Source organism: Acidovorax sp. 62 (assembly GCF_002754495.1).
GTDB lineage: Bacteria > Pseudomonadota > Gammaproteobacteria > Burkholderiales > Burkholderiaceae_C > Acidovorax.
The window spans coordinates 1,131,029-1,145,277 of the sequence record NZ_PEFJ01000001.1 but is presented as its reverse complement, the minus strand read 5'-3'; the positions used below and the strand labels follow the sequence as shown (position 1 = coordinate 1,145,277).

At 63.7% G+C, this 14,249-nt stretch carries 12 protein-coding genes; 3 read left to right on the top strand and 9 right to left on the bottom strand.

Annotated features, from left to right (window positions below):
- Positions 1 to 221: 221 nt before the first annotated feature.
- The 4 genes from CLU86_RS05090 to CLU86_RS05075 form a co-directional block, all read right to left on the bottom strand.
- Positions 222 to 1,364 (bottom strand): aldo/keto reductase, encoded by a 1,143-nt coding sequence (locus CLU86_RS05090; protein WP_199175092.1) that lies wholly within the window; start codon positions 1,362 to 1,364, stop codon positions 222 to 224.
- Between the two features lie 185 nt (positions 1,365 to 1,549).
- The gene (locus CLU86_RS05085) at positions 1,550 to 2,371 is read right to left on the bottom strand and encodes a carboxymuconolactone decarboxylase family protein (protein WP_099740866.1); all 822 of its coding nucleotides are present in this window, start codon (positions 2,369 to 2,371) and stop codon (positions 1,550 to 1,552) included.
- Positions 2,372 to 2,477: 106 nt separating this feature from the next.
- Entirely contained in the window at positions 2,478 to 3,494 is a 1,017-nt protein-coding gene (locus tag CLU86_RS05080; protein WP_233194806.1) for an aldo/keto reductase, read from the bottom strand.
- Between the two features lie 10 nt (positions 3,495 to 3,504).
- Entirely contained in the window at positions 3,505 to 4,521 is a 1,017-nt protein-coding gene (locus CLU86_RS05075) for an alpha/beta hydrolase (RefSeq protein WP_233195200.1), read from the bottom strand.
- A 285-nt stretch (positions 4,522 to 4,806) separates the two neighbouring features.
- Here CLU86_RS05075 and CLU86_RS05065 point away from each other — a divergent pair, with 285 nt between their 5' ends.
- Both CLU86_RS05065 and CLU86_RS23235 read left to right on the top strand, forming a co-directional pair.
- On the top strand, positions 4,807 to 5,781 hold the full coding sequence (locus tag CLU86_RS05065) for a LysR family transcriptional regulator (protein ID WP_099740864.1): 975 nt from the start codon (positions 4,807 to 4,809) through the stop codon (positions 5,779 to 5,781).
- 247 nt (positions 5,782 to 6,028) lie between these two features.
- The gene (locus tag CLU86_RS23235) at positions 6,029 to 7,633 is read left to right on the top strand and encodes a methyl-accepting chemotaxis protein (protein WP_304528976.1); all 1,605 of its coding nucleotides are present in this window, start codon (positions 6,029 to 6,031) and stop codon (positions 7,631 to 7,633) included.
- A gap of 246 nt (positions 7,634 to 7,879) precedes the next feature.
- On the opposite strand, the gene CLU86_RS05055 is transcribed toward CLU86_RS23235, so the two are convergent.
- The 5 genes from CLU86_RS05055 to CLU86_RS05030 form a co-directional block, all read right to left on the bottom strand.
- Positions 7,880 to 8,233, bottom strand: a complete 354-nt coding sequence (locus CLU86_RS05055; RefSeq protein WP_099740863.1) for a cupin domain-containing protein — start codon at positions 8,231 to 8,233, stop codon at positions 7,880 to 7,882.
- A 68-nt stretch (positions 8,234 to 8,301) separates the two neighbouring features.
- The gene (locus CLU86_RS05050) at positions 8,302 to 9,546 is read right to left on the bottom strand and encodes an amidohydrolase (RefSeq protein WP_099740862.1); all 1,245 of its coding nucleotides are present in this window, start codon (positions 9,544 to 9,546) and stop codon (positions 8,302 to 8,304) included.
- Entirely contained in the window at positions 9,543 to 10,241 is a 699-nt protein-coding gene (locus tag CLU86_RS05045) for an HAD-IA family hydrolase (RefSeq protein ID WP_099740861.1), read from the bottom strand. The genes CLU86_RS05050 and CLU86_RS05045 overlap by 4 nt, the downstream gene beginning before the upstream one ends.
- A gap of 256 nt (positions 10,242 to 10,497) precedes the next feature.
- A complete protein-coding gene (locus CLU86_RS05035) occupies positions 10,498 to 11,730 on the bottom strand; it encodes a PA0069 family radical SAM protein (protein ID WP_099740859.1) in 1,233 nt (410 codons plus the stop codon).
- A gap of 57 nt (positions 11,731 to 11,787) precedes the next feature.
- Positions 11,788 to 12,741: a LysR family transcriptional regulator gene (locus tag CLU86_RS05030; protein WP_099743301.1), complete on the bottom strand. Its 954-nt coding sequence runs from the start codon at positions 12,739 to 12,741 to the stop codon at positions 11,788 to 11,790.
- A 223-nt stretch (positions 12,742 to 12,964) separates the two neighbouring features.
- Between CLU86_RS05030 and CLU86_RS05025 the strand changes: the two genes are divergently transcribed.
- The gene (locus CLU86_RS05025; RefSeq protein WP_233194804.1) at positions 12,965 to 14,020 is read left to right on the top strand and encodes an MBL fold metallo-hydrolase; all 1,056 of its coding nucleotides are present in this window, start codon (positions 12,965 to 12,967) and stop codon (positions 14,018 to 14,020) included.
- The last annotated feature ends 229 nt before the right edge of the window (positions 14,021 to 14,249 follow it).

Sequence of the window (14,249 nt, the reverse complement as noted above, 5' to 3'; positions counted from 1 at the left end):
TCGACAGGCTCAGCCCGAACGGGTGGGGAAGAAAAAGCGTCTGAGGCAAGTCGCTAACTAGACATAATTTCTCTAGAGTGCCGTCCATGCCCCCGCGATGCAGAACAGCATGCGGTGGGCTTTGCGGACACGCACCCCAGCGGCTGTGCAAATCAGCGCAGCGAAGTGCGTCACGCACCAAGAAACCGCCAACGTAGTCTCCACGCGTACCATCTGGCGCGCTAACGCCTTGGCGGCGCCTCAACATCAGAAAAAGCCAATACCGCATCTGGCAACCGTGCGCCACGAATTTCAATCGAAGATGCTGCGGCATCGAACTGCGCGAGTTCGGCTGCAGAGAACTGCACCTGGGCCGCGGCGACGTTTTCCACCATGTGCGCCATCTGGGTGGTGCCTGGTATGGGCACCACCCAGGGCTTGCGAGCACCCAGCCAAGCCAGTGCAATCTGGGCGGGTGTGGCATTCTTTCGAGCCGCCCAGGCTTTGACCAGGTCTACCAGCGTCAGGTTGCCAGGCAGGTGTTCAGGAGCGAAACGGCTTTCGATCCTCCGAATATCGCCATCACTGAATCGCGTTTGTGAATCGATGGCCCCTGTGAGAAAACCCACACCCAGCGGACTCCAAGGCACAAAGCCGATACCAAGCTCCTCACACAGAGGAAGAAGCCATTGCTCTGGCCCGCGCCAAAGCAGCGAGTATTCATTTTGGACTGCCGTCACGGCCTGCTCTGCGTGGGCGCGGCGTAGCGTGCCCTGCCCCATCTCGCAAAGCCCCCAGTGCAGGACTTTGCCCTGGGCCATCAGATCCTTCACAGCCCCAGCCACCTCCTCAATCGGCACCTGGGGGTCAACACGGTGCTGGTAGAGAAGATCAATGCGGTCTGTGCGCAACCGTTGCAGCATGCCCTCAACGACACGCTTGATGTGCTCTGGTCGGCTATTGAGCCCTGGCATTCTCTGGCCGGTCTGTAAGTCGATATTCCAGCCAAACTTGGTGGCGATGGTGATCTTGTCCCGAAACGCCCGGACGCCCTCGCCCAGGATGCGCTCCACCTCGTGCGGCCCATAGGCCTCTGCGGCATCAAAAAAGGTAACGCCCTGCTCGAACGCCGCCTGGATGATCCTGTGCATCTCCGGGCGGCTGGGGAGGGTCGTTTGGTACGTACGGCTCATGTTCTGAACGCCCAGGCCGATGCTGGACACATCGAGTGTGCCCAGCTTTCGCCGTCCAGGCGTTGCTGCTGAGATCGGGTTGGAGGGGTGGGCGGCCACCGGTTGACTGGTCCCCGCCGCTATCGGCAATGCGGCCAAACAGCCAGTTGTCCACAAAAAACCGCGCCGTCCAGGCTGACTCGTTTCGTTCATGCTCATTCCTCTGCTAGTTCACGTTTCAATGGGCCAATCGCTCTATCGGTATGCCGCCTGGCCCGCAGCCAAAGCACATCGCTATCGCAGCTTGGGGCTGAGACCCTGATCAAAGCCGCTGCCAACGCGGGGCATCGTGACGCCAGGTCTGGAGATTGGTTTCGTGCAGGCACAACGCATTCCCATCATTGGGGATCGCTTTTGAAAGCGTCCCGCGCCACGCCCACCGCTGTCACCGCGTTGGGCCATCCGGCATAAAACGCCAACTGCGTCACGGCTTCGACCAGTTCAGCTTCGGTCACCCCGTTGCGACGCGCCAAGGCCATGTGCGAGCGAAGCTGGTCGGGGCGATTCATCGCAATGAGCGCGCTGACGGTGACCAGGCTCCGGTCTCGCGGCGAAAGGCCTGGCCGGGCCCAGACGTCTCCAAAGAGCACGTCATCGGTCAACTGGGCCAGTTTGGGCGCTATGTCCCCCAGCAGTTGCTGGGCACGCGATGGCTGAGCGGCACCGGCTTGGGGTGCCGCGGCCACTGCGGGCGGAGCTTGATAGACCGCTTCGCTGACCTGTTCAAACCAGTCTGCGGTCTTGCCATCCAGTGCCTCCTGAATGGCGACGTGCGCCATGGCGCTGTCCGGTGCTGCGCCATGCCAGTGGCGCGTGTGCGCGGGAATGTGCACCACATCACCCACTCGGATTTCCTGCACCGGGCCATCCTGGCGCTGCACCCGCCCCACCCCCGAGGTAACGATCAGCGTCTGCCCCAGTGGATGGGTGTGCCACGCGGTGCGTGCGCCCGGCGCAAAGGTCACGCTGCCAGCGGACGTGCGATGCGAGGCATCGGTGGGCGTGAGAAGCATCTCGACTTTGACGCTGCCGGTGAAGTTCTGCGCCGACGCCACCTGCACCTGACGCGATGCGGCGCGGGAGATGAGCAATTCGGACTCTGCTGCACCAGCAACGTCCAGCATCGAAAGTGCGAGCGCAGCGACCGTGAATGGTTTCATTGTGAAGTTCCTTGTTGGGGGTGGGATGGCCGCGTGCGACGACCGTGTGCGACGACCTTGTTCCAAGGTCGCGCGGGATGGCTTGTGTGGGATGAACCAAAGCGCCTCAGCGCCCCACGCGCGCCTGCAGCGCAGCGGGGTAGCGGTCCCCCTGGATGGGCACCTGGTTCAACACTTGGTCAATCGAGGCCCGCTCTGCAGTGCTCAATGCCATATCAACCGCACCCAGGTTTTCGTCCAGGCGGTGCAGCTTGGTGGTGCCAGGAATCGGAACGATCCACGGCTTTTGCGCCAGCAACCACGCCAGGGCCACCTGGGCGGGCGTCGCCCCCTTGGTCTTTGCGATGGTGCCCAAGGCATCTACCAGCGCTTGGTTTGCCTGCCGAGCCTGGGCGCTGAAGCGCGGAACCACGCTGCGGAAGTCGTCCTGGCCGAAGTGCGTGCTGTGGTCGATGGCTCCCGTGAGAAAGCCCTTGCCCAAAGGGCTGAACGGCACAAAGCCGATGCCCAACTCCTCCAGGGTCGGCAGGATGGCCTCTTCAGGTTCGCGCCACCACAGGGAGTATTCGCTTTGCAATGCGGCCACAGGCTGCACGGCATGGGCCCGCCGGATGGTCTGCGCCCCCGCCTCGGACAGGCCGAAATGCAGCACCTTGCCCTCTGCGATCAGGTCCTTCACGGTGCCCGCCACATCCTCAATGGGCACCTCGGGGTCCACTCGGTGCTGGTACAGCAGATCAATCACATCGGTGCGCAGGCGTTGGAGCGAGCCCTCGACCGCCTCGCGGATGTGCTGCGGCCGGCTGTTGAGGATTTGCTGCTTGCCGTCGTCGCCAAAGGTGAAACCGAACTTGGTCGCGATGACGACCTCGTCGCGCACGGGGGCCAAGGCCTCGCCGAGCAGGTCCTCGTTAAGGAATGGGCCATAGACCTCAGCGGTGTCAAAGAAGGTCACCCCCCGCTCCACCGCTGCACGAATGAGTGCGATGGCCTCACTGCGGTCCGTGGCTGGGCCATAACCGTGGCTCAACCCCATGCAGCCCAGGCCCAGTGCCGAGACCTGCAGACCAGACCGGCCCAGTTCGCGCTGGTGGAGCATGTGGCGCGTTTGGCTCTCGTTCATGGCCATCCTCCTAAAGTGTGCGGGCGTAGAACGCGGCCAGCTTGCCAATGGCGGCGTCCACATACCGGGGAACCCAGTACGTCTCGATGTGGGTGGCCCCCTCGATGGTGAACAGCTCTTTGTCCCGGGTGCCCTTGGCCTTGACGATGGCGTCCTGGCTCATGTACAGGCTGTCGGCCTTGCTGCCGGCAATCATCAGCAGGGGCTGCTCGATCAGCTCGATGTGGTCCGTGGCATCGAAGCGCACCAGGTCGATCAGGCTGCTGGTGGTGTATTTGAAGGTGGAGTTGGGATGGGCGTGCGTCTTCCAGTAATACGCATAGCCTTGGCGGTAAAGATCAAACGGCAGCTGGGCGATCTGCTCGTCCGTCAGATTCGCATCGCCGGAGTACAAGACCTCGCCTCCTGCGGCCTCTTGGGCCCGCGCCGCAGAGGCCTGTTGCAGCCGCGCCCCGATCGTGTGGAGCTGCGAATCCACATAGCCGTTGCGGCGGACCCGACCGCTGTTGAACATGCTCACCGTCGCCAGCGACTTGAATCGCTTGTCGGTCTGCGCCGCTGCCAGTGAGTAGCCACCGCCACCGCACAAACCCAGCAAGCCCAGGCGCGCCGCGTCCACGCCAGCGTAGCGACCGATGAAGTCCGCCATGCCGTGGATGTCCTCGATGCGGTTGGACGGTTTGTCCACGCTGCGCGGCATCCCGCCGCTGGCGCCTTGGTAGGCGGCATCTGCGGCGATGGTGATGTAGCCCTGCTCTGCCATGCGCTGCGCATACAGCCCGGCCACCTGCTCTTTCACACCGCCATTGGGGTGCGCAACCACCAAGGCGGGGTAAGCCTTGGTGGGGTCGTAGTTCGCGGGTGTGTAGACGTTGGCGGCAATGTCCAGGCCATTGAGCTGGTAGCGCACGGGGTGGATCTGCACCTTGCCGGGCTCATTGCGGGCAATCGCGCCCTCGTAAACCAAAGTGAATGGGTTCTTCTTGTAGTCGGCGGCAGCGGCATCCGCCCCCGCAATGCCGACCATCGCGGCGACCAAGGTGGTCGCCAAAGCCTTGTGTTTCATGGGCATGGTTTGTGTCCAGGTTGTCCTGACGGTGATGGAGATCCGGGCGACGCGGCACGGCGGCGAAGAACCTGCTCAAAGAGGCCGCTGCTGCAGCGCTTTAGCGGCGCAGGCCATCGCCCTTGGCCCGCACTTTAGGCAAATCACCAGCAAGCTACTAGCTACACAAAGCTTGCACCAGTCGCAATGAAAAGTTGATACTGATACGGGCCATCCTCCCCAAAAATACCCACTTTCCTACGCGCCATGCCCATCAATGAATTCAAAGCCATCTCCACCTTTGCCAAAGCGGTAGAGCTGGGGAGCATTCGGCAGGCGGCCCTTGCCCAGGGTGTGACGCCGCAGGCCGCCAGCCAGACGATTGCACAACTGGAGCAGCACCTTGGGGTGCGGCTGCTGCACCGCACCACACGCAACCTGGCCCTGACGGAAGAAGGCAAGAACCTGCTTGAAAACACGCAGCCCGCATTGGCAGCACTGGACAGGGCGCTCGCATCGGCCCGGCAAGGCCAGGAGAGCATTGCAGGGCCTTTGCGCATCGTCGGCCCCAAGTCTTCATTTGCGCCCCTGTTGATGCCGCTGCTGGACGAGTTCTGCACGGCCTATCCGGGCATCCAGCCTGAAATCCAGCTCGATGATGGCATTGGCAACTGGGTGCAGGACCGCGTGGACGTGGGTTTCAGAATTGGTGTGTCTCCCAACGAGGGCGTCATTGGGCGCTCCCTGTTTCCCATCCAGATGATCGTCTGTGCAGCGCCCAGCTACCTTGCGGCGCATGGGGTCCCTGGCTCGCTGGATGAGCTGGTTGCCCACCGGTGCAGCGTGTATCGCCACCCAACGACGGGAAGGGTTTCGCCGTGGTATCTGAGCGTCGACGGGAAGGTGGAGCACCGGCAGATGTCACCGGCGTTTGCCTCCAACGATTCCGAATTAGAGCTGCTGGCCGTGCTGAGCGGCCAGGTCATCGGACAGCTTGCGAACTTCTATGCGGCCCAGCACATCCGCGCTGGTCGGTTGGTGCCCGTGCTGCTTCCCCACCTGAGTGCGCACCTTGGCATGCACATCTACTACGGCAACCGCACGGCGCAGCCCAAGCGCGTGCGGGCATTCATCGACCTGGCCATCGCCCGGCTGCTTGAATGCCCGGACTATGTGCTGTCCCCGAAAGAACTCGCCACAGCCGCGCTGACCGCCAAACGGAAGCCACAACGCAGGGGATAACGAGCCACACGCCGAGCTTGGTGCGCGGCCGAGCGCCGTCGAAAGGCCAAAAGATATCTGCCCCCGCATGCCTGCCATCCAGCGCAAATCTCCACCAAACCATTTTCACCAACCTGAAGAAAATCTTAAAAAATTGAAAACTTCAACCTGAAAACGACAAAAAAATTTGACACAAAGATACAGAGCACCAAAAAATATCGTTTGTATCAATTTAATCAGGTGTGAGATGAACCTCCAATCCATGACCATGAAGGCAAAACTGGGCCTTGCCTTCGGCCTGATGGTGCTGCTGATCGTGTTCGTATCGGGTCTGTCCCTCAAAGACTTGAGCGACGAGAAGCAGGAGTTCCACGACTTTGTCACGGGCATCAGTGCTCGCGCCGAGTTGGTGCGGGGGGTTCAAACTGCGGTAGACCGCCGGGCAATCGCTGCGCGCAACCTGGTGCTGGCGACCAAGCCCGCCGAGCGCGATGTGGAGAAACTGGCGGTAACGAAGGCCCATGAAGACGTGCAGTCGCGGCTGGACCAGCTCAGGGCGGCGTTGGGCAAACCGAATGTGCCGTCCAACGAGAAAGCGCAGTTCGAGGCCATCGAAAAAACAGAAAAAGTCTATGGCCCCGTGGCCTTGCGCATCGTGGACCTGGCGTTGCGTGACCAGCGGGACGAGGCGATCACCAAGATCAACGACGAATGCCGCCCTTTGCTTGCAACCCTGGTCGCTGACGTCCATCGCTACCAGGCCATGGTGGACGCCACCACCAAGCAGATGATTGCGGAGTCAGAGACAGACTTCGAATCCCATCGCAATGTGTTGATCGGGTTTGCCCTGGTCGCCATGGTGCTGGCCTTTGTGTGCGGCATGGCAATCACTCGCAGCGTGATGCGCGCACTGGGCGCCGAGCCCAGCGTCCTGAGCGATGCAGCACACAAAGTGGCTGAAGGTGATTTGACCAACATCCCTGGCGCCGACACCGCCTCCCCTGGCAGCGTGCTGGAGTCTTTGGGCACGATGCAAAAGAACCTGTCCAACATCGTGGTCAAGGTGCGTGGGGCGTCTGACTCCATTTCCACCGGCGCCACCGAAATTTCAATAGGCAATTCAGACCTGAGCCAGCGCACGGAAGAACAAGCCAGCGCCTTGCAACAAACCGCAGCCACCATGGAGCAGTTCACGGCCACCATTCGCAACAATGCCGAGAACTCCAAGATGGCAGACCACCTTGCACTGGATGCCTCGAAGGTAGCAACCCAAGGGGGCGAGGCCGTGACCAAGGTGGTCGAAACGATGAAAGGCATCAACGAAAGCTCGCGCAAGATCTCCGACATCATTGGTGTGATCGATGGCATTGCCTTCCAGACCAACATCCTGGCGCTGAATGCGGCCGTAGAGGCGGCGCGTGCTGGCGAACAAGGGCGGGGTTTTGCCGTGGTGGCCTCTGAGGTTCGCAACTTGGCGCAGCGCAGTGCCAGCGCGGCCAAGGAGATCAAATCACTGATCCATGAAAGCGTGGAAAAAGTGGCCACGGGGACCAGTCTGGTGGACCAGGCAGGCCAGACCATGGCGGCGGTGGTGGGCGCGATCCAACGCGTGTCGGAGGTGGTTGGCGAAATCAGCGCGGCCAGCAGCGAGCAAAGCACGGGTGTGTCGCAAATCGGCAAAGCAGTCGACCAACTTGACCAGACCACTCAGCAAAACGCGGCACTGGTGGAAGAGAGCGCCGCCGCTGCGCAAAGCCTGGAGACACAGTCCAAGCAACTGATTGAGGCCGTTCGCGCCTTCAAGCTGGACAGCCATGCGGGCGGCTTGATGGGACTCTACGAACCACGGCTTGCCATCGCTGGGGGGCATTGACCGCAGCAGGCCCTGCGCCCTCACGCGCCGGGCTTGGCGGTGGACGGCATGCGCGACCGTGCACAAGGCTGAGCCCCCAGCAAAGCAGTGTGCCCCGCCCCATCGGGCATTCGCACAACGCTACCAAAAATATAGCTGCCAGCGCTTATTTAATAAGCCCTGGCGGCTTATTTCATTTCAAACCCGATTTCAAGACCGATAGATTTCCACAGCGGCGCCCACCGAAGGCGCAGGCGGCCACCGCCCTCACTGCGCCACGATAAAAAAGACCTTGCGCAGGGTTTCGGTGATGTGCCACACCCCCGTGGTGTGGGCCGGGAAGAACAGCGTATCGCCCGCCTGGATGTGCAGCGGCTCGCCCTCGGTGGGGGTGAAGATGCAGGCGCCCGTGAGGATGTGCATGACCTCGGCGTTGGGCAGCACGCGCTCGAACTTGCCAGGGGTGCATTCCCAGATGCCGGTCTGGTGCGGGGCTGCGCCAGCCAAATCCACATCGATGCCACTGAAGGCGCAAGGTGGCTGGGTGACAGGGCGTGCCGGGCCACCCTGGGGCTGCAGGTCCGTCAGGGTGGCGGTGTTTTTGAGGACAGTGATGCGCATGGGACAGTGCTGAAATGGGGAGAGGAAGCGGGGGCGTGGCGCCCCCGTAGCAAGGATGTGATGCGTCCTTAGCGGGGCCCAGGCGCAGCCAGCGCGCGGGCGGCGATTTCGCAAAACCAGCGCACGCCCAAAGGCAGCGCGTCGTCATTGAAGTCGTAGCACGGGTGGTGCAAGGCCCGTTCGCCTTCGGGGCCTGGGTCTGCACGGCCCTGGCCCAGCCACAAGTAAGCACCGGGCTTGCGCTGCAGCATGAAGGCAAAGTCTTCGGACGTGAACGCGGCGCGGGGCGCCACCTGGGCTTGCAGGCCCACGGCCTGGGCTGCATCCAAAGCCAGGGCCGCCTGCGCTGCGGTGTTCAAGGTGGCTGGGTAGTAGCGCTGGTAGTTCACCAGCACCTGGGTACCGCTGGCCAGGGCCATGCCTTGGCAGGTGGCACGCAGGGCGGCTTCGATGCGGTCTTGCGCCGTGGCATCAAAGCTGCGCACGGTGCCAGTGATCTGCACCTCGGCCGGCAGCACGTTGTGGCTGTGGCCGCCTTCGATGCGGGTGACCGACAGCACGGCCGATTCACTCGGGTCGATGCGCCGGGAGACGATGGTATTGAGCTGCGCCACCAGCTGGCTGGCGGCCAGGATGGCATCGGGGGTGTGCTGGGGCTGGGCCGCGTGGCTGCCCTTGCCGCGCACGGTGATGTCAAACCGGTCGGCCGCCGCCATGATGGGGCCGGGGCGCGTTTGCGCATGCCCCAGGGGCAGGTCTGGCCAGTTGTGCAGGGCGTAGACGCTGTCGCACGCAAAGCGCTCAAACAGCCCGTCTTCGATCATGCGGGCCGCACCGGCCTGTCCTTCCTCTGCGGGCTGAAAGATGAAGTGCACCGTGCCGCGCAAACCCAGCGCCTGGTGGGTGCGCACCAGCTGGCGGGCGGTGCCAATGAGCATGCTGGTGTGCCCGTCGTGCCCGCAGCCGTGGTGCTTGCCCGCGTGGCGGCTGGCATAGCTGCGCAGGCCCAGCTCCACCATGGGCAGCGCATCCATGTCGGCCCGCAAACCCACGCTGGGGCCCTGCCCTGCAACACCGCTGCTGTCGCCGCCGCATTGCAGGGTGCCCACCACGCCGGTGCCGCCCACGCCCTCGGTCACCTGCAAACCCAGCAGGCGCAGGGATTGCGCCACGATGCCTGCGGTGCGGCGCTCCTCGTAAGCCAGCTCGGGGTGGGCATGCAGGTCTTGCCGCAGCGCGACCAAATCGGGCAGCAGGTCTTGCACAGGCGCGGTCACGGCGGCCAGGGTGGCCGCACTCAACACCTGGCTCATCGGCCTGCGTCCACCGCGTCGGCCAACTGGGCCAGGGTGTGGAAGTGGTAGTCGGGCACGGTGTGCTCGGACTCGATGGTGCCGCCGGAGCTGGCCAGGCCGTGGCGGCGCTCGATCCAGCAGGTGGTGATACCCAGCTTCTTGGAGATGCCAATGTCGTGGTACTGGCTTTGCGCCACGTGCAGGTTGTCGGCTTGCTTGTAGCCCCAGGCGCCTTCAAAGCGGCCACGGGCATAGGCAAAGTAACGGGCATCGGGCTTTTCGCACAGGGCGTCGTCGCAAGCCAGCAGCAGGTCAAAGGGCGAACCCAGCGTCTTCTGGAAGTGCTGCAGCGCCCAGGTCTGGGCATTGGTCATGGTGACCAGCTTGAAGTGCTTGCGCAGCCGGGCCAGCGCTTCGATGGAATCGGGGAAGGCGGGCCACTGCGCGACCGAGTCGCGAAAGCCCTGGGCCAGTGCATCGCTGTCGGGCAGGCCCAGTTGGGGGGCGACCACGTGCCAGCAGCGCACTAGGTCGTTGGGGTACCAGTCGGTGTCGGGGCTTTTGCGGGCAGCGCGGTAAGCGGCCAGAAACTGCTCATCGGTCACATCGCTGCCAGGCACGGCCTGGCGCAGGTAGGCGAGCATGCCGCCCTCAAAGTCGATCAGGGTTCCAACCACATCAAACGTCAGCACTTTGAAATCACGCAGGGCCATGGGGGTTTCCTCAAGTCAGCATTGGGGGCGCTGCAGGCTGGCTGCAGCGGGGGCTAAATCAGATGCCAAGCTTAGGAGAGCGCGCCCTTGCCATGGCACTGAACCAAGGGGCTGGCGCAGCAGCGAATTGCGTTTTCAGGGGCCTGCTGCGCAGATTGTGAGAAAGGCACCAAGGTGAGGCCAAAGCTCACCAAAGCGCGCGTGCAATCACTGGCATGGTGCGTTGCGCAGTGCCACCACGTCAGCACCCAGTGCGTCAAAACAAGCTGCCTTGTCCTCGCAGCAACCCAGGCCTGAACTGGCCCAAGTCCAACCCCTCGCGCTCACGGTTCAAGCCCAGGCGGCGGCAGGTCGTGGCAAAGCGCTGGCGCACCAGGTCGGCCCACAGGCCACTGCCCTTCATGCGGGTGGCAAAGTCGGCTTCGTAGGTTTTGCCCGCGCTGCGCTGCGCATCCGTCAGGTTGTGCAGGTCTTGCACACGGGCCATGACACGGGCCGCACGCTGCGGGTAATGCACCTGCAGCCATTCGCGAAACAGCGCATCCAGCTCCCACGGCAAGCGCAGCACGGTGTAGAAAGCGCTGGTGGCACCGGCATCGCGGGCGGCTTCGAGCACCTGCTCCATGTCTTCGGTGATGAACGGAATTTGCGGCGCCACGCTCACGCCCACAGGCACCCCCGCCTCGGCCAGGGTGCGGATGGTGCGCAGCCGCCGGTGGGGCGCCGCAGCGCGGGGTTCCATGCGGCGGGCCAGGTCGCCATCGAGCGTGGTGATGGTGACGTACACCGCTGCCAGGCGCTGCGCGGCCAGGGGGGCGAGCAGGTCCAGGTCGCGCTCCACCCCGCTCGATTTGGTGATGAGCGAGAACGGGTGGCACGCATCGCGCATCACTTCGATCACGCTGCGGGTCAGGCGCAGCTCGCGCTCCACGGGCTGGTAGCAATCGGTGGCCGAGCCGATATTGAGCAAACGCGGCACATAGCGGGGCTGGGCCAGCTCGTGGCGCAGTACCTGCGCAATGTTGTGCTTGGCCACGATCTGCGTTTCAAAGTCGAGCCCCGGAGAGAAGTTGAGGTAGCTGTGCGTGGGCCGGGCGTAACAGTAGACACACCCATGCTCGCAGCCCCGGTAGGGATTCACCGAGAGTTCAAAAAAGATGTCGGGCGAATCGTTGGCGCACAAAGCGCTGCGGGCTGTCTCCAGGTGCACGCGGGTGGCCAGGGCTGGTGCGCCGCCTTCGCCCTCGTCGCCCCACGCAGAGGTCGATGCCATCCCGCCCTCCTCGCCCCCCGCATGGGCCTGCAACCCCTGCACCTGCGGGCTTGCCACGTTGCCCCAGCCATCGTCCACGGCCTCACGCACATCGCGCGCAAACCGGTGTGGCGGGGCCGATGCAGCGCCCCGCCCCCGAATGGCTTGCACAGGGATGCGGATCTCCTCCGGCGCTGCGAAGTCGGCAGATTCAGAAGGTGCTGGAGGACTTTTCATAACTGTATAAATATACAGTTATTTGAAAACCATGGGTAGACCCATGGCCCAGCCGTGTCAGGCGGCAGCCCCGCTGACAGCAGGCTCGTGCAGCAAACGGTCCCACCACGGCTCGGCACCGATCTCGGCGCGCAGGTGATCCATGAAAAGCCGCGCCTTGGTGGCATGGCTGCGGCCGGGCAAGCGCACCGCGTGGATGCATGGCATGTCTGGCAGCGCCGGTGCGGTGCGCTCCTGTTGCGGGAACAGTGCCACCAGCTCCCCCGATCGCAGGTGGTTGCACGCCACCCAGGTGGCGATGTGCAGCACCCCCAGGCCTTTGAGGGCTGCTTGCAGCATGGCGTCTTTGTCGTCGGACCGGAACCGCCCCTGCACCGGCAACGGCTGGTTGCGGTTGACGCCGGGGTAACGCCAGGCAATGCCTTGCGCCGCAGGGGTTGCGCCAGTGATGCACTGGTGGCTGAGCAAATCCGCCACGCTGGCAGGTCGGCCCGCGTGGGCCAGGTAGGCAGGGCTGGCGCAGGTGACCAGCCGCACCTGCGCCAGTTGCGTGGCGTACAGGTCACTGTCGGGCAGCAGGCCAATGCGCACCGCCACGTCCATGCGCTGTTCCGTCAGGTCCACGATCTGGTCGGTCAGGTGCAGGTCCACCTCAATGTCGGGGTAGCGGTGCAAAAAGCTGGCCACAGCACTGAGCACATGCTGCCTGCCAAACACCGTGGGCGCCGTCACCGACAGCAAGCCGCGCGGCCCGGCGTCCTGCGCCAGGATGGCCTCTTTGGCCTCGGCCAGCTCGGCAATCACATTGCGGGCACGGGGAACAAATTGCTCGCCCGCATCGGTCAGCACCAGCCGCCGCGAGCTGCGGTGAAACAGCCGCGAGCCCATCTCTGACTCCAGCGCATCAATCTTGCGGGTGATGGAGGACACCGCCACGTTTTGCCTGCGGGCCACCAATGAGAAGGAACCGGCGGCGGCCACAGCGAGAAAGGTTTCCAAAAAATCGAGCATGGGTGGTTGCGCCGGTGGCGAAGTCAGGGCCCAGAGGTTTTCAGCAAACCACGGGGCATTTGATGGGATGTGCACGCAGCCGTTCTTTGCAAAATTCGCAACGTAGGTTTGCAAACAAACCCATTGTTCCAAAAAACGCAAAGAAGAACAATAGCACCTCGTCTCTCAACCCATCCGCCCATCCATCCATTTCACTGCGGCCCATGCCGCCAGAAAGCACCCGATGACGTCGAAATCCACCACCACTGCTTTGTCCGTTTTGCGCTCTCTGCCCACCTGGGCGACCCCCAAGCGCATGCCCCTGCGCTTGGCCCGCGCCACCACCTTGGCCACCGCACTGGCCCTGGGCGGCGCCTTCATCGCCACCGCCACACTGCCACAGGTGGCCCTGGCCGCAGCCCCACAGCACAAGGTGCAGGCCCCCGGCTGGTACCGCATGATGGTGGGCCAAATAGAGGTGACCGCGCTGAGCGATGGCACCGTGGAATTGCCCGTAGACCAACTGCTGCACGCCCCCGCAGGGCGCGTCGCAGAGGGCTTGGCACAGCACTTTCAGCACGCGCCGCTGGAGACCTCGGTCAACGCCTGGCTGCTGAACACCGGCAAGCGCCTGGTGCTGGTGGATGCTGGCGCGGGCACCTTGTTTGGCCCCACGCTGGGCAAGCTGGCGGCGCAGATTCGCGCGGCAGGGTACCGGCCCGAGCAGGTGGATGACATCCTCATCACCCATATGCACCCCGACCACGTGGGTGGCTTGGCAGCCAAAGGCCGACGCATGTTCCCCAACGCCACCGTGCATGCCGAAAAAGCCGATGCCGACTTCTGGCTGGACCCCGCAAAAGCCAACGCGGCCCCTGCCGAGGCCAAGGGCTTTTTTGCAGGGGCGGTGGCATCGCTGCAGCCCTACGTCAAGGCTGGCCGGTTCGCCGCGTTTGCCCCTGACAGCGAGGTGGTGCCAGGCATTCGAGCCCTGTCCGCCCACGGTCACACCGAAGGACACACGGCCTACGCCGTGGAAAGCCAGGGGCAGCGCCTAGTGCTGGTGGGCGATCTGATCCACGTGGCCTCGGTGCAGTTGCAGTCCCCGGAAGTGACCATTGCCTTTGACACCGACGAGCCCCAGGCCACCGCCAGCCGTGCACGGCTGTTTGAAGCACTGGCCCAAGATGGCAGCCTGGTGGCGGTGAGCCACTTCAGCTTTCCGGGCATGGGCCGGCTGCGCCAGGCCGGCAGCGGCTGGGTGTGGGTGCCGGTGAACTACAGCAGCCAGGTGCGATAGGCCCCGCGAAGCATGGACGCAGCGCTGCAATGGCGCTGCGTCCCCTTCACCGCTTCGCGTGCAACAACGGTATAGCAGCGGCATGGCGGTATGGCCCTGCGGGCCAGTGCGAGATTGCCCTGTGGGCTACAGTCCCGCGCTTTCAACCAAACATATAAGAACCTGTTCAAAGTCTTTTTGGAGTTGCACAAGTGTCTGACCGGGATGGGGTGCTAGGCGCAGCGCGCAG